Consider the following 14,717-nt stretch of genomic DNA (forward strand, 5'->3'; position numbering starts at 1 on the left):
CGAAGCCGAACGCCGCCGAGCACTCCCGCAATGGCTGCACACCTACAATCACCACCGCGGCCACACCGCACTCGACGGCCAACCACCCGCCAGCCGCGTCCCCAACCTCCATAGACAGAACAGCTAGGCCTCGTCGAGCTTGCGGCGGAGCCAGGTGGGGATGTGCGCGTCGGTGCGGGGGAAGCGGTCGAGGTCCAGCGCGTAGGCGGAGGGCGTCAGCGGCGGCGTGAACTCGGGCTCGCCGTCGTAGTCGAACTCGGCGCTGAACCGGCCGGAGCGCTCGATCTCCAGCCGGGCGGTGAACCAGGCGCCCTTGCCGCGCCGGTACATCACGCGGCGCAGCTCGTCCATCTTGCCGACGGCCTGGCCGGGCGGCGTGGCCTTGCGGCGCTCGCCGGCGGCGTTCTCCACCTCGAAGGACGCGCTGTCGATGCCGACGGTGGCGCGGAACTCGAAGCCGAGCCGCTCCCAGCCCAGGGGGGCGGCCGAGCGCAGCGCGCGCACGGCGCCGTTCACGGTCTCGCGCTCCTCGGGGGAACGCAGGACCTGCTCGGAGTGGGTCACGCTCGAACCTCCGGTACCGTCGACGCACTGCCCCCGACCGTACCGACATCCTGGCCCGGATCGAGGAGCGCCGGCCGTGTCGCGGCGAAACCGCCGGCCGCGATCGCCGCCCAGGCGGGACGATCTTGGTCGAGCCGGGCGGCGGGCGGGCGGCACGGGCCGCAATGACGCGTGCCGCCCCTCTTGGGCGGATAGGGTCGTCCGAATGCGGAACGAGGGGCCGGTGGACTGGGGGCGTGTGCCCGCGCGCGTGCTGCTGCGCGGCGGCCCCGGCGGTTGGCACTACGTCGTCGTGGACGACAAGGGCGCGGAGCGGCGCACCGCGTTCGACGGCCCCGGCACCCTCTGGCAGACCGGCGGGCGCTCCGATCCGGAGCCGCCGTGGTGGCGGCGGAGGCTCGCCGAGACCGCCGAGGGGCTGCGCGCCGTGATCGCCGAGCGGCTCACCGACGCGACCTTCGGCGACCTCGGCGTGGAGGCCGCGATCACCTGGTTCGCGGTGGACGACCCGGTGGAGTGGGAGGGCCTGGTCACGCTCCGGGAGGCCGATCCGGCGCGGTTCCCGGGCCGCGTCGCCCCGTTCGTGATCGCGCTGGAGCCGGGGCGCGGCGCGCTGCTCCCGGACGCCCACCTGCTGTTCAGCACGCCCGCCTCGGACGCCTGGGCGACGCTCGCCGCCGTCGCGGAGCGGTGCGGCACGCCGCCGCCGAGGGCGCAGTTCCTGTGCGGGTGGGCCGACCACCGCAGCGTGCAGGTCGGGCGCGGGGTGCTGTCGCTGTCGACGGACCGGTCCGGGACGGGCGCCGAGCGGGTCGCGGAGATCTGCGGGACGCGGCGGCCCGGCTGGAGCGGCAACCCGGAGATGCGGTTCCGGCTCGACGGGATCGACCTGCTGGACGAGCCCGCCGCCGACGTGACCGCGCTCCTCTCCGAGCTGGGCCACGAGGTGGTGCGGCGCGGGCGGGCCGTGCGGCTGCCCGGCCTCGGCCTCACCCTGTACGGGCCGGACGGCCGGTCGGCGCGCCCCGCCCGGCGGCCCGCGGACGGGGAGGAGCGGTTCGCGGCCGTGTCGATGCAGCATCCGGCGCCCTCCGCGCAGCTCTGGACCGGCGCCTGAGCCGTACCGCCCGAAGCCGGGGGCGCGCGGGGCGTTCCGAAGATCGTCCTCGCGGCAACGATCCCGACATCCACCGGGGACCGGCCCGTCACCGGCGCGCAATCCGGCCGCCCTAGGTTTCCCGATCATGAGAAGCCGTGCGCGTCACACAGCCCTCGCCCTGTCCGCCGCCGCCCTCGCCGCCGCTCCCCTCGCCCTCGCCTCCCCCGCCGAAGCCGCCGCCCCCTCCACCGACGCCGCCGCCGCGGGGACGATCAACGTCCACCGGGGCGGTCCCGCCCGCTCGTTCACCTTCACCGCCGGCCGCGCCGGAGAGGCCCTGATCGGCTTCACCGCGTCCGCGCCCGGGGTGTCGTGGGCGAGGAAGGGCGCCGAGTCCGCCGTGGTGTCCATCGCGGTGGACGGCCGGCACGTCACCGACCTCGTCGTCCCGTCGTCCGACCCGACGCCCCGCAGCCTCGCCCTCGGCCGTGTCGGACGGGGCCGGCACAAGGTCACGCTCCGGTTCGCCAAGGGCAGCGCCCCCGCCGCGCAGCGGGTGCGGCTCGCGCACACCGGCGTCCGGATGCCCGCCGCCGACCAGCTCGTCCTGCGCTATGCGCCCGTCGTGGTGGGACGGACCCTCGCGGTGACCGGCGACGCGTACCAGAACGCCACGACCGACACCCCGCTGATCGCGTGGCACGAGACCAGGCCGGCGCAGACGCCCGGCCACCGGATCCTCGAGTACTCGGTCGTCTGGAGCAACGAGGACGGCGGGACCGACACGCCCGCCCTCATGGCCCGCTGGGGCCGCACCACCGACATCGAGTGGATCTACCGCGTGGAGGTCGACGCCAAGGGGAACCGCGTGGACGGCACCGGCGTCTACCAGGCGCCCAACCACGCCACGTTGCAGTTCACCGGCAAGTACGAGGCCGATCACCCGGTCCTCCAGACCTGCACGGTGAACAACAACATGTGCGACGTCGTCACGCCGCCGGACTCGCCGCTGCGATTCATGCCGGACGTCACCGCCACGCGCCCGCAGGACCGCACCCGCGAGTACGTGATGGACCAGCAGCCGTGGACGTACCGGGTCATGGCGCAGGAGATGCTCCGCGAAGGCAAGATCGAGAACCCGTCCGATCCCGCGACGACGGCGGTCGGCGACCAGCGCACGTACCTGTTCGCCGAGTTCGCCAAGACCACCGGCGCCGCCACCGGGACGGGGTCCGTACCGGGCGTCGCGCTCGGGGTGCGGCTGAAGTCCGACCCGTCGCGGGTCTACCGGTCCGACCACGACCAGCCGACCTGGTCGATCGACCGGGACGGGCCCGTCGCGACGACGGTCGAACTGCCCGAGGGGACGCGGCCGTCCGACATCGCGAGCGTCGAGGCGATCCGGCGGCCCACCGGGCTCGGCGACAACGGCGCGCCCGCCACCGTCACCGCCGTCAACCGGGGCTTCTTCCTGGACGCCTCGTACCTGCCGCAGAGCTCGTTCCTGACCTGGAAGGGCTCGGTCGCGCTCACGCCGCAGAACCCGTCGGCCGTCCTCTGGCGCCCCTGAGGTCGGGCGCCGGCCGTGAGCGGCCGCCCGCCGGGCGGCGGGGCAGGAAATGCGGGAAACCGGGCGAACTCCGGGTGCGTCCTAGGAGTCGTACACTTCGCCAAAGCTCGCTCAGCGAACCCGGAGAGGACACCCGCCATGGCCTACGGGCCTCCCCCGTCGCCCGGCCAGGGACAGCAGCCCGGATGGCAGCAGCCGCCCCAGCAGCAGAGCCCGTGGCAGCAGCCCGGATCGGCCTGGCAGCAGCCCCAGCAGCCCCCGCAGCCCGGTGGCGCGTGGCAGCAGCCGCCGCAGGCCGACCCGGGCCAGGACTGGCAGCAGCCGGCCCAGGGGCGCGGCACAGCGCAGATGCCCGGCCATTTCGGTCCCGTCAGCGACGACGAGAAGACCTGGTCGCTGATGGCCTACCTCGGCCAGTTCCTCGTCGGCGCCATCGCGCCCGCCGTCGTCTACCTCGGCAAGGCGCGCTCGCCGTTCGTCCGCCGGCACGCCGCGCAGGGCCTGAACATGGGCATCGCGGCGATCGCCGTCTGGATCGTCGGCGGCCTGCTCGCGCTCGCCGTCGAGGTCCTGGTCTGGGTGCCGCTGCTGTTCACCGCGGTCGTGCTGTTCTTCCTCGTCTACGCGGCGCGGGCCGCCAACCGCGGCGAGTTCCGGGAGGTCCCGGTCGTCGTCGCCTGGCCGATCGTCAAGTAGCCGGTCGCCGGAAGGGCCGGCCGGGCGGCGCTCCGCCCGGCCGCGGCGCCGCTACTTGCGTCCCTTGTCGGTGGACTCGCCGCCGGTGGACAGCGCGGCGACGAACGCCTCCTGCGGGACGTCCACCCGCCCGATCGTCTTCATCCGCTTCTTGCCCTCCTTCTGCTTCTCCAGCAGCTTGCGCTTGCGGGAGATGTCGCCGCCGTAGCACTTGGCGAGGACGTCCTTGCGGATGGCGCGGATGTTCTCGCGCGCGATGATGCGCGCCCCGATCGCGGCCTGGATGGGCACCTCGTACTGCTGCCGCGGGATCAGCTCCTTGAGCTTCGCGGTCATCATCAGCCCGTACTCGCGCGACTTGTCGCGGTGCACGATCTGGCTGAAGGCGTCCACCGACTCGCCCTGCAGCAGGATGTCGACCTTCACCAGGTCGGACTCCTGCTCGCCGCTCGGCTCGTAGTCCAGCGAGGCGTACCCGCGGGTCCGCGACTTCAGCTGGTCGAAGAAGTCGAAGATGATCTCGGCGAGGGGCAGCGTGTAGCGGATCTCGACCCGGTCCTCCGACAGGTAGTCCATGCCGAGCAGCACCCCGCGGCGCCCCTGGCACAGCTCCATGATCGCGCCGATGTGGTCGGACGGCGACAGCAGCGTCGCCTTCACCATCGGCTCGTACACCGCGCCGATCTTGCCCTCGGGGAACTCGCTGGGATTGGTGACGGTGTGCTCCGACCCGTCCTCCATGACCACCCGGTAGACGACGTTCGGCGCCGTCGAGATCAGCGACAGGCCGAACTCGCGCTCCAGCCGCTCCCGGACGATCTCCATGTGCAGCAGCCCGAGGAACCCGCAGCGGAACCCGAACCCGAGCGCCGCCGACGTCTCCGGCTCGTAGATCAGCGCCGCGTCGTTCAGCTGCAGCTTGTCGAGCGCGTCGCGCAGTTCGGGGTACTCGTCGCCGTCCACCGGATAGAGGCCCGAGAACACCATCGGCTTCGGGTCCTGGTAGCCGCCGAGCGCCTCGGGCGCCGGACGGCTCGCGACGGTCACGGTGTCGCCGACCCGCGCCTGCCGGACGTCCTTCACCCCGCTGATCAGGTAGCCGACCTCACCGACGCCGAGCCCCTGGACGGGCTTCGGCTCCGGGGAGATCACGCCGACCTCCAGCGTGTCGTGCGCCGCGCCCGTCGACATCATCAGGCTCTTCTCGCGGCGCGACAGGTGGCCGTCCACGATCCGGACGTAGGTGACCACGCCGCGGTAGGTGTCGTACACCGAGTCGAAGATCAGCGCGCGGGCCGGGCCGTCCGGGTCGCCGACCGGCGCCGGCACGTCCGCGACGATCTTGTCGAGCAGCTCGCGCACGCCCTCGCCGGTCTTGCCGGACACCCTCAGCACGTCGGACGGGTCGCAGCCGATGATCCCGGCCAGCTCCTCGGCGTACTTCTCCGGCTGCGCCGCGGGCAGGTCGATCTTGTTCAGGACCGGGATCAGGTGCAGGTCCGCCTCGAGTGCCAGGTACAGGTTCGCCAGCGTCTGCGCCTCGATGCCCTGCGCCGCGTCCACCAGCAGCACCGCGCCCTCGCACGCCGCCAGCGACCGCGACACCTCGTAGGAGAAGTCGACGTGGCCGGGGGTGTCGATCAGGTTGAGCACGTAGTCGGTGCCGCCTGAGGCCCACGGCAGCCGGACGGCCTGGCTCTTGATCGTGATGCCGCGCTCGCGCTCGATGTCCATCCGGTCGAGGTACTGGGCGCGCATCTGGCGCTCCTCGACCACGCCGGTCAGCTGCAGCATGCGGTCCGCGAGCGTCGACTTGCCATGGTCGATGTGCGCGATGATGCAGAAGTTGCGGATGATCGCGGGATCGGTCTTGTCAGGCTCAGGCGCTGGCACCGGGGTCCGTTCGCAAACTCACAGGTGGACAATGGATCTGTACATCCCATAGTCCCATGCCGGACCTGATGCTCCGTGCACGGTCTCCGCGGCGGCCCGGGGGCCGCCGGACCCGGCCGGTTCGCGGCGGACGGGCCCGATTGGTAGGCTGTGCGACTGCGTGTGGCGTAGCGTCGTGCCCCGGGGGCACCGTCCGCCCCCGTCAGACATCCTGTTCGCGCCTGCCGAGACGGCAGGCCATGATCGCAACCAAGGCTGAGGCACTACGACGTGGCTAACATCAAGTCCCAGATCAAGCGCAACAAGCAGAACGAGAAGGCGCGGCTGCGCAACAAGGCCGTCAAGTCGGAGCTGAAGACCGCGATCCGCAAGTTCCGCGAGGCCGCGGAGTCCGGCGAGATCGAGGCCGCCGTCGCCGCGCAGCGCGCCGCCGCCCGCAAGCTGGACAAGGCCGTCAGCAAGGGCGTCATCCACAAGAACCAGGCCGCCAACCGCAAGTCGGCGATCGCCAAGCAGGCCGCCGCCCTGCAGGTGAAGTGAGCACGGCGCTCAGATAGACGCGCACGCCCGGGGCCGGTCCATCGCGACCGGCCCTGACGCATGCCCGGGCGGGAAGGCGGTCGGGGACCCATGGACGCTCGCCGTACGGTGAAGATCTCCAAGTACCTCGCCAAGCACCTGCGGCACCGCCCCGAGCGGATCGGCCTCACCCTCGACGCGGGCGGCTGGGCGCGCGTCCCCGACCTGCTCGACGCCGCCGCCCGGCACGGCTTCCCGTTCACCCGCGCCGAACTCGAGCACGTCGTCGCCGTCAACGACAAGCGGCGCTACGCCCTCGACGGCGACCGGATCCGGGCCGTCCAGGGCCACAGCATCGACGTCGACCTCGGGCTCCCCGCCGTTCCGCCGCCCGAGCTGCTCTACCACGGCACCACCGACGCCGCCGCCCCCGCGATCCGGCGCGAGGGCCTGCGGCGCATGGACCGGCACGCCGTCCACCTGTCCCCCGACCCCGAGACGGCGCGCCGTGTCGGCGCCCGCCGCGGCCGGCCCGTCGTGCTGGTCGTCGAGGCCGGGCGGATGGCCGCCGACGGCCACGAGTTCCGCGTCAGCGCGAACGGCGTGTGGCTGGCCGGCGCCGTCCCGCCGGAATATCTTCGCTGATCGCCGCGGCGTCCGCCCACGCCGGGACGTGCCGCACCCAGTCCGGGACCTCGCCCTTCTGCGGCCCGAACAGGTACCGGTACGGGACGACCTCGCGGATCGCCCGGTGCACGTCCAGCCGGTCGTCGATCATGTGGGTGATCCCGAGCTCCGCGCAGTGCAGCGCCTTCTCGGGCCGCTTCCGGCAGAACCGCACGTTCCCCCTGGCCAGCCCGGTCCTGCCGTAGAAGTCGTGGTGGTCGAGCCACGCCAGCGTCCGCTCGCGGACCCGGTCGCCGCACTTGGAGATGATCCACGCGCGCCCGCCGAACGCGTCCACGAGCCCCGGCAGGACGTCGTACACGCCGTCCGCCGCGGGCGACGCCAGCGCCTCCGCGAAGGACCCGCCGAGGAAGGCCGTGTCCGCCGTCCCCGGAGCCGAGACGCCCTGGATCACGCGGCCGAAATCGATGCCGAGACGAGGTTCCATACCTCGAGCCTGGCCGCGCCGCCGCTAGAACTGAACTATCGAATGCTCGGCGGTCTATAGTTCTCGTCTATGGAGCTGAGCCGCGTGTCCACCGACGCGCTGGCCTCCTTCGCCGCGTTCGCCGAGCACCTCAACTTCACCCGCGCCGCCGAGGACCTCCACATCTCCCAGCCGGCCCTGCACGTCAAAATCCGCAAGCTCGCCGAGACCCTCGGCCGCCCCCTCTACACCCGGCACGGCCGCCGCATCACCCTCACCCCCGCCGGCGAGGCCGTCGCCCGCCTCGCCCGCGACCTCGACGCCCGCGTCTCCGCCTTCCTCGCCGACCTCGACGGCACCGCCCCGTCCCGGCTCCCCGTCCTCGCCGCCGGCGAGGGCGCCTACCTCTACCTGCTCGGCGACGCCGTCCGGCACGGCGTCCGGCTGATCAACGGCGACCGCGTCCGCACCCTCACCGCCGTCCGCACCGGCCGCGCCGACCTCGGCGTCGCCGTCCTGGACGTCCTGCCCGCCGACCTCGCGGCCGTCCCGCTGGCCGCGTACCCGCAGGCCCTCGCGGTCCCGGACGACCATCCGCTCGCCGCCCGCCGGTCCCTCGCGCTCGCTGACCTCGCCGGCGCGTCCCTGGTCGTCCCGCCGCCGGCCGGGCCGCACCGCGTCGCCCTCGAACGCGCGCTCCGCGCCGCCGGCGTGCCGTGGACGGCCGCCGTCGAGGCCGAGGGCTGGCCGCTCCTGCTGCACTTCGTGTCCCTGCGCGCCGGTCTCGCCGTCGTGAACGGCTGCGTCGTCCCGCCGCCGGGGGTCGTCCTCCGCGAGATCATCGACCTGCCCGCCGTCCCCTACTACGCCGTCCATCTGCCGGGCCGCGACGCCGACCCCCTCGTCACCGGCCTGCTGACCAGGATCCGCACCGCCCTGACCACCGGGAGCCCACCGTGCACTTCGAGATCGCCGTCGACATCGACGCCACCCCCGAGACCGTCTGGAACCTGCTGAAGGACGTCGAGCGGTGGCCCGATCTCACCGCCTCGATGAACCGCGTCGAACTCCTCGACGCCCCTCTCCGCGAAGGCGCCCGCGCCCGCGTCCACCAGCCCGGCCTGCCCGCCGCGGTCTGGACGGTCACCACGTTCACCGAGAACGAGAACTTCACCTGGCGGTCCCGCTCCCCCGGCGTCACCACGACCGGCGGCCACGAGGTCCTCCCCCGCCCGTCGGGCGGCAGCACCCTCCGCCTCACCCTCGACCAGAGCGGGCCCCTCGCCCCGCTGATCGCCCTCCTCATGGGTTCGCGGACCCGCCGCTACGTCACCATGGAGGCCAACGGCCTGAAGGCCGCCGCCGAGTCCCCCTGACCCGCGCCTCCGCCCGGGGACCGCCGAAAGCACGGCGAACGGCGCTGCAGACGGCGGTGAGCCGCGAGCGGCGGTCAGCCGCTAGTCGCGAACGGCGGCCAGCCGCGGGTCGCGAACGGCGGTCAGCCGCGGGCGGCGACGATGTCGGCGACGGTCTTCTCCAGCGCGTAGGCGGGGTCGGCCGCGCCGCCCTTCACCTGCAGGTCGGCCTCCGCCACCGCGGTGAGGGCGCGCGCCACCCCGTCGCCCGACCAGCCGCGCAACTGCTTCTGCACGCGCTCGATCTTCCACGGCGGCATCCCCAGGTCCTTGGCCAGCGCCGCGCCGCGGGCACCCCTGGGCGCGCCGCCGACCTTGGCCAGCCCTCGCACGCCCTGGGCGAGCGCGCTGACGATCAGCACGGGCGCCACCCCGGTCGCGAGCGCCCACCGCAGCTGCTCCAGGGCCTCCGCGAGGTGCCCTTCGATCGCCTTGTCCGCGACGGTGAACCCGCTGACCTCGGCGCGCCCGCGGTAGTAGCGCGCGACGGCCGCGTCGTCGACCTTCCCGCCGGTGTCGGAGACGAGCTGGCTGCACGCGGCCGCCAGCTCGCGCAGGTCGTTGCCGACGGCGTCCAGCAGCCCGCGCGCCGCGTCCGCCGAGATCCTCCCGCCGGACCGGCGGATCTCCGTCCGGACGAAGTCGACGCGCTCCCCCATCTTGGTCACCTTGGGGCAGGCGATCTTGCGCGCCTTCAGCTTCGTCAGCCCGTCCACCAGCGCCTTGCCCTTGGCGCCGCCGTGGTGGACGGCCACGAGCATCACGTCGTCCGCCGGGTCCTTGGCGTACTTGAGCACCTCGGCGGTGAGGTCCTTGCCGAGGTCCTGCGCGGACCGGATCACGAGCACCTTCCCGCCCCCGAACAGGGACGGCGACGTCAGCTCCGAGATCCGCCCGGGCTCCAGCCCGCCCGGCGCGAGGTCGATCACCTCGGCGTCCGGGTCCTTCGCCCGCACGGAGGCGGCGACCTCGCCGATCGCCCGCTCCACGAGCAGCTCTTCGTCTCCCACGATCAGGGTGATGGCCTCGGACACCCTTGCAGCATGCCACGCCCTACCCCCTCTCCGTGCCACCTCTGCACCCCACCGCTCTGCAACGGCAGCGCGGGGGCGCCGCACATGCCGGGCGTGGACGGCGTCTGGCGGGCTGCGGCGTTCGGGCCGCCGTGCCGCTTGGGAGGGCTCGGCGACGGTGGGCGGGTTGGTCAATGTCGGGGGACGGCGGCGATGCCGGTCCGGGTGCGGACGATGGCGATGTCGCCGTCCTGGTCGGTGCGGTGGACCTGGGTGTGAAGGCGGTGCAGGAGCGCAAGGGTGGACGGGGCCGGGTGGCCGTAGTCGTTGTCCCGTCCGACCGAGACCAGGGAGATCGCCGCGTGGGCGGCGGCCAGGAAGCGCGGGTCCTGGCTGCGTGAGCCGTGGTGCGGGACCTTGAGGACCTGGACGCGGGGGACGCTCGTCTCCAGGATGCGCTGCGCGTCGGTCTCGACGTCGCCGGCGAGCAGGGCGCTGAATCCCGGACGGCGGGCCACGAGGACGACGCTGGCGTTGTTGATCGTGGTGCCGTCGTCCTGCGGTGACAGGGCGGGGCCGGTGGCCAGAGGGGCGAGGATCAGGAGGGTGAGGTCACCGACGCGCCACTGCCGTCCGGCGAGCGCGGGACGGGACGGAAGGCCGCCGATGAAGCGGTTCTCGGCGCCGTCGGTCAGGGACGTCCTCACCACCTGGCGGACGGTGCGCCCGTGCCGGACGCCGGACGTTCCGCCGATGTGGTCGGCGTGCGGGTGGGTCAGGACCAGCAGCGGCACCTCCTTCACTCTCAGGCGGGAAAGGCAGCGGTCGACCGGCGCCGGGGCGGGGCCGGTGTCCACCACGACGGCGCGACCGGGTCCGGCGGCGAGCGCGAGGGCGTCGCCCTGGCCGACGTCGCAGGCGACCATCTGCCAGCCCGGCGGCGGCCAGCCGGGGGCCGTGATGCGCAGCACGACGACGGCGATCAGCACTCCGGCCATCGCCGCGACAGCGGCCGTGCGGAGCCCCGGGTGACGCAGGATCAGGACGGCGATCCCGCCGGCCATCAGCAGGGTCACCGCGCCGAGGCCGCCGCCGGCCCACGGGATGGTGGCGTACGGGAGGGCGGCGGCGGTCCGCGCGATCCAGATGATCCAGCCCACGGCGAGGCCGGCGGGCCGGACCGTCAGGCGGGCGAGCGGCGGCGACACGGGCTCGATCGCGGTGCCGAGCGCGCCGAGCAGCGTCGCGGGCGCCACGGCCGGCGCGGCGAGCAGGTTCGCGAACAGGGACACCACGCCGACCTCTCCGGAGAGCATCACCAGGACGGGCGCGACGGCGACCTCGGCGGCCGCCGCGACGGCGAGGGCGTCCGCGAACGGGCCGGGCAGGCGGCGCGCGAGCCGCTCCCGCCAGGGCGGCGCCAGGACGAGCAGGCCCGCCGTCGCCAGCACGGAGAGCGCGAAGCCGTACGACCGCGCCAGTTCCGGGTCGATCAGGACGAGGAGGAGCACCGCGGCGCGGAGCGCGGGCACGCCCTGCCGCGACCGCCCGGTGAACAGCGCGAGGAGTGCCACCAGGCCCATGACCGTGGCCCGCAGGACGCTCGGGTCCGGCCGCGCGACCAGGACGAACGCGGCCACCGCGACGGCCGCGACCGGCGGGGCGCGCCTCCGCCCGAGCCCGGCGACCCGGCACAGCCAGAGCACCGCGCCGATGACGATCGCGAGGTTGGCGCCGGAGACGACCAGCAGGTGGCTCAGGCCCGCGGTGCGGAAGTCCTCGGCGAGGGCCGGATCGAGCCGGGAGGTGTCGCCGTCGACCATGCCGGGCAGGACGCCCCGCTGGTCGGGCGGGAGCCGGTCGACCGCCGCGCGCAGCCGCGCCCGGACGGATTCGGCGGCCCGCTGGACGGCGGACGGGCCGCCGAGGAGCGCGGGCGGGCCCCGCACGATCACCACGGCGGCGAGCAGTTCGGCGCCGCGCGGCTTCTCGAACCGGCCGCGCAGCCGCACCCGCTGGCTCGGCAGCAGCCCGAGCCAGCGCGGGTCGTGCGCGATCAGGAGCACCGGCACGCGCACCCTGGCCCGTTCCACTGCCTCGACCCGCGCCCGGACGATCACCATGGGCCGCCCGCCGGCCTTCCTGGCCTGCGGGTCTCCGGTCAGCACCGCCTCGGCCGCCGCCGTTCCCCCGACCCGCGCGAGCGCCCGCACGGGCCCGGTGCCGACAGCGGTCGCACGGAACGCCACCCCCGTCGCGGACGCGGCGACGCAGACCAGCACCATCCCCAGCAGCCGCCGGTTGAGCACACGTGAGGCCCCAATCGCGCCGCCCCGGTTCCCGATCACCCTGAGGAGTGCGCGAGTCGAGCGCCCCTCCTCGGCGGCCGATCGCACCGGCGCGCCCTGCGCGATCGCTGATCCCGCGACCGTGCGTCGCGCTCCTTCGACCGCCACGTCCGCCAGCAAGGGCTCGTCGCGGGCGGCGGCCGAACCTCCGCGCCTGAACGCTCGTCCCGGTGGCGTCCGCTGCTCTCCGCCGTCCAGCCCCTGTCCGCTCTCAAGCGAAGGCTCAACGGCCTCCTCCGCCCTACGCGGCCCCCTCCCCGCGACACCCCTCAGAAGCGGCACGTCCGGGGCGCCCGGATGTTCCGTCCGCAGCGCCGACTTCAGCGAGGACCGCTGCTGGCCACCGTCGGGGTGCGGGCCGGTCCGGCAGGAGGGCCCGGCGGTGTCTTCGGATAGCGGCGCTCGCGCCGATGAGTCCGACGGCGAACGCGTCATCGCCGCGTCCGGTTGTAGGGGCGCGGTCGGGGTCAGGGGTGGAAGTACCGGTGGCGTTCCTTGCTCGTGGTTGTTGCGGCTCTGGGCAGTGCCGGAGTTGGGGGGTCGATGAGAGTGAGGACGGGGTTCTGAGGGCGTCCCTCGGGCCGCGGGTGAGCGGCGGGAGGGGGTGACGAGGAGGCAAATGGCGGCCGCGGTCGTGGCGGCGGCCACGGTCCAGGTGAGGGCGGCCGGGAAGCCCATCGTCAGGGCGGCGGTGATCCAGGCGGCGAGGGCCGGGGCGGCCAGGCGGAGGTCGCGGGTCATACGCGCACCATCGGTCTCAGGTCGGCGAAGCGGCGGGCGCCGATGCCGTCGACGTCCTGGAGCTGGTCGACGGAGCGGAAGCCGCCGTGCTGAGTGCGGTAGTCGACGATGCGCTGGGCGAGCACGGGGCCGACGCCGGGAAGCTGGTCGAGCTGCTCGGCGGTGGCGGCGTTGAGGTCAACGGGCGTCCCCGGCGCGGCGGACCCGGGTGGCGGCTGGCCGGGTGGCGGCTGCCCTGGCGGCGGCATGCCGGGGGCGGGCGAGGGAAGGCGGACGCCGACCGGTATCTGCTCGCCGTCGACGAGCTTGCGGGCGAGGTTGAGGGTGCCGGTACCGGCGCCGGGACGCACGCCGCCCGCGGCCTTGATGGCCTCCTCGACGCGGGAGCCGGACGGCAGGGTGACCACCCCGGGGTGCTTGACCTTGCCGAGGACGTGGACGACCACGGCCGCCGGGTTCGCGGCACCGGCGGGGACGGCGCCGGGTGACGGGCCGGACGGTGAGGCCGGGGACGGAGCCCCGGCGGGGACCTCGGTCGCGGCGGCGTCCGCGGTGGAGGGAGCCGGGTCCGGGCGGGGGCGGGCCAGCCAGAGGTAGCCGCCGGCGACGAGCGCGGCGATCACCGCGATGACGGCCAGGACACGGACGTTCGCCTTCTCGGGTCCGGAGCGCAGCCGGGCGGACGGCGGCTGCGCGGACGGCGGCTGCGCGGACGGCGGCTGCGCGGACGGCGGCTGCGCGGACGGCGGCTGCGCGGACGGCTTGAGCCGGTCGGCGAGCGACCGGAGGCGGTCGTTGGCTGTCATGACGCCGACGCTAGGTGCGCCGGCCGCCCGCGAGCAGGGTCCGCGGAAAATGTGGATAACTCCCGACGCAACCCCTCTGATCAGGGGCTACAGCGAAAGGATCAGAGCTGCGGGGCGATCACCACGCCGAGCATCCCGGGGCCGACGTGGGCGCCGATGACGGGGCCGACCTCACCGACGTAGACGTCCTCGACGTGCGGGATGCGGTCGCGCAGCCGGGCGGCGAGGGCGTCGGCGCGGGCGGCGGCGGCGAGATGCTGGACGCCGAGGTCGACGCGGCGGGAGCCCGCCTCCTCGACGGCGATCTCCTCCAGCCGGGCCAGGGCTCGCGCGGACGTGCGGACCTTCTCCAGCGGCACGATCCGCCCGCCGGCGATGTCCAGGAGGGGCTTGACCATGAGCGCGGAGCCGAGCAGCGCCCCGGCCGCGCCGATCCGGCCGCCGCGGCGCAGGTGCTCGAGCGTGTCGACGTAGAGCAGGGACCGGGACATCCCGGCACGGCGCGCCGCGACGTGCGCGGCCGTCTCGGCGTCCGCGCCCGCCATCGCGGCGGCGGCCGCGGAGAGGGCGGCGAGCCCGAGCCCCATGCCGATGGTCCCGCTGTCGACGACGTGGACGGGAACGGGCGCGTCCGCGGCGGCGAGGCGGGCGGCCGCGAGCGTCCCGGACATGGCGGCGGACAGGTGCACCGACACCACCGCGCGCGCGCCGGCCTGCGCGGCGCTCTCGTAGGCTTGGGCGAACCGTCCGGGCGAGGGGCGGGACGTGGTGACGGGTCTCCGGTCTCGGAGCGCCCGGACCGCCTCGTCGCCGCCGATGTCCCCTTCGTCGCGCATGGGGCCGCCAAGGGAGATCTGCATGGGGACGACGGTCAGCCCGTGCCGTTCGGCGAGCCCCGGCGGGAGGTAGGCGGTGGAATCCGTGACGACCGCGACGGCGCTGCCCATGAAGGGGACGTTA

At 74.4% G+C, this 14,717-nt stretch carries 14 protein-coding genes and 1 pseudogene; 8 read left to right on the forward strand and 7 right to left on the reverse strand.

All coding sequences use genetic code 11. The features are described 5' to 3' along the window. Positions 1–127, forward strand: a pseudogene (locus J4557_RS04460) (IS481 family transposase); the annotation flags it as partial. Here the strand turns inward: J4557_RS04460 and J4557_RS04465 are convergent. Beyond that, positions 124–564, reverse strand: coding sequence for an antitoxin YezG family protein (locus tag J4557_RS04465; RefSeq protein ID WP_208265068.1), 441 nt, complete (start codon positions 562–564; stop codon positions 124–126). The pseudogene J4557_RS04460 and the gene J4557_RS04465 sit on opposite strands and share 4 nt — an antisense overlap. Before the next feature lie 205 nt (positions 565–769). On the opposite strand from J4557_RS04465, the gene J4557_RS04470 reads away from it, so the two are divergent. From J4557_RS04470 to J4557_RS04480, 3 genes are all read left to right on the forward strand, one after another. Then, positions 770–1,681, forward strand: coding sequence for an HU family DNA-binding protein (locus J4557_RS04470; RefSeq protein WP_208265069.1), 912 nt, complete (start codon positions 770–772; stop codon positions 1,679–1,681). 127 nt (positions 1,682–1,808) lie between these two features. Next, positions 1,809–3,233, forward strand: coding sequence for a hypothetical protein (locus tag J4557_RS04475; protein WP_208265070.1), 1,425 nt, complete (start codon positions 1,809–1,811; stop codon positions 3,231–3,233). A gap of 138 nt (positions 3,234–3,371) precedes the next feature. Beyond that, positions 3,372–3,929, forward strand: a complete 558-nt coding sequence (locus tag J4557_RS04480) for a DUF4870 domain-containing protein (protein WP_208265071.1) — start codon at positions 3,372–3,374, stop codon at positions 3,927–3,929. A 51-nt stretch (positions 3,930–3,980) separates the two neighbouring features. Here the strand turns inward: J4557_RS04480 and lepA are convergent, their stop codons facing one another. Continuing rightward, positions 3,981–5,822, reverse strand: coding sequence for a translation elongation factor 4 (lepA, locus tag J4557_RS04485; RefSeq protein ID WP_208265072.1), 1,842 nt, complete (start codon positions 5,820–5,822; stop codon positions 3,981–3,983). Positions 5,823–6,092: 270 nt separating this feature from the next. Here lepA and rpsT point away from each other — a divergent pair, with 270 nt between their 5' ends. Both rpsT and J4557_RS04495 read left to right on the forward strand, forming a co-directional pair. After that, positions 6,093–6,362, forward strand: coding sequence for a 30S ribosomal protein S20 (rpsT, locus tag J4557_RS04490; protein WP_208265073.1), 270 nt, complete (start codon positions 6,093–6,095; stop codon positions 6,360–6,362). 90 nt (positions 6,363–6,452) lie between these two features. Further along, a complete protein-coding gene (locus tag J4557_RS04495) occupies positions 6,453–6,986 on the forward strand; it encodes an RNA 2'-phosphotransferase (RefSeq protein ID WP_208265074.1) in 534 nt (177 codons plus the stop codon). Here J4557_RS04495 and J4557_RS04500 read toward each other — a convergent pair. Then, positions 6,931–7,455, reverse strand: coding sequence for a hypothetical protein (locus J4557_RS04500; RefSeq protein WP_208265075.1), 525 nt, complete (start codon positions 7,453–7,455; stop codon positions 6,931–6,933). The genes J4557_RS04495 and J4557_RS04500 overlap by 56 nt on opposite strands. Before the next feature lie 69 nt (positions 7,456–7,524). Here J4557_RS04500 and J4557_RS04505 point away from each other — a divergent pair, with 69 nt between their 5' ends. After that, complete coding sequence (locus tag J4557_RS04505; protein ID WP_208265076.1) at positions 7,525–8,451, forward strand: LysR family transcriptional regulator; 927 nt, start codon at positions 7,525–7,527, stop codon at positions 8,449–8,451. Next, positions 8,391–8,810, forward strand: coding sequence for an SRPBCC family protein (locus tag J4557_RS04510; protein ID WP_208265077.1), 420 nt, complete (start codon positions 8,391–8,393; stop codon positions 8,808–8,810). Before J4557_RS04505 ends, J4557_RS04510 begins: the two co-directional genes overlap by 61 nt. A gap of 122 nt (positions 8,811–8,932) precedes the next feature. On the opposite strand, the gene holA is transcribed toward J4557_RS04510, so the two are convergent. The 4 genes from holA to J4557_RS04530 form a co-directional block, all read right to left on the reverse strand. After that, a complete protein-coding gene (gene holA / locus J4557_RS04515; protein ID WP_307799391.1) occupies positions 8,933–9,883 on the reverse strand; it encodes a DNA polymerase III subunit delta in 951 nt (316 codons plus the stop codon). A gap of 170 nt (positions 9,884–10,053) precedes the next feature. Then, on the reverse strand, positions 10,054–12,171 hold the full coding sequence (locus J4557_RS04520; protein ID WP_307799393.1) for a ComEC/Rec2 family competence protein: 2,118 nt from the start codon (positions 12,169–12,171) through the stop codon (positions 10,054–10,056). Between the two features lie 776 nt (positions 12,172–12,947). Continuing rightward, positions 12,948–13,757 carry a helix-hairpin-helix domain-containing protein gene (locus J4557_RS04525; protein WP_208265078.1) on the reverse strand — a complete coding sequence of 270 codons (810 nt, stop codon included), beginning with the start codon at positions 13,755–13,757 and terminating at the stop codon, positions 12,948–12,950. Between the two features lie 101 nt (positions 13,758–13,858). Further along, complete coding sequence (locus J4557_RS04530; RefSeq protein WP_208265079.1) at positions 13,859–14,704, reverse strand: DegV family protein; 846 nt, start codon at positions 14,702–14,704, stop codon at positions 13,859–13,861. Positions 14,705–14,717: the final 13 nt, after the last annotated feature.

The organism is Actinomadura nitritigenes, assembly GCF_017573545.1.
Lineage (GTDB): Bacteria > Actinomycetota > Actinomycetes > Streptosporangiales > Streptosporangiaceae > Spirillospora > Spirillospora nitritigenes.

What these genes read in the sequence shown, in the direction of transcription:
- J4557_RS04495 (WP_208265074.1), top strand. Translation starts at nt 6,453, where the DNA reads ATGGACGCTCGCCGTACGGTGAAGATCTCCAAGTACCTCGCCAAGCAC.
- J4557_RS04475 (WP_208265070.1), top strand. Translation starts at nt 1,809, where the DNA reads ATGAGAAGCCGTGCGCGTCACACAGCCCTCGCCCTGTCCGCCGCCGCC.
- J4557_RS04470 (WP_208265069.1), top strand. Translation starts at nt 770, where the DNA reads ATGCGGAACGAGGGGCCGGTGGACTGGGGGCGTGTGCCCGCGCGCGTG.
- J4557_RS04525 (WP_208265078.1), bottom strand. Translation starts at nt 13,757, where the DNA reads ATGACAGCCAACGACCGCCTCCGGTCGCTCGCCGACCGGCTCAAGCCG.
- J4557_RS04530 (WP_208265079.1), bottom strand. Translation starts at nt 14,704, where the DNA reads ATGGGCAGCGCCGTCGCGGTCGTCACGGATTCCACCGCCTACCTCCCG.
- J4557_RS04505 (WP_208265076.1), top strand. Translation starts at nt 7,525, where the DNA reads ATGGAGCTGAGCCGCGTGTCCACCGACGCGCTGGCCTCCTTCGCCGCG.
- J4557_RS04480 (WP_208265071.1), top strand. Translation starts at nt 3,372, where the DNA reads ATGGCCTACGGGCCTCCCCCGTCGCCCGGCCAGGGACAGCAGCCCGGA.
- J4557_RS04500 (WP_208265075.1), bottom strand. Translation starts at nt 7,455, where the DNA reads ATGGAACCTCGTCTCGGCATCGATTTCGGCCGCGTGATCCAGGGCGTC.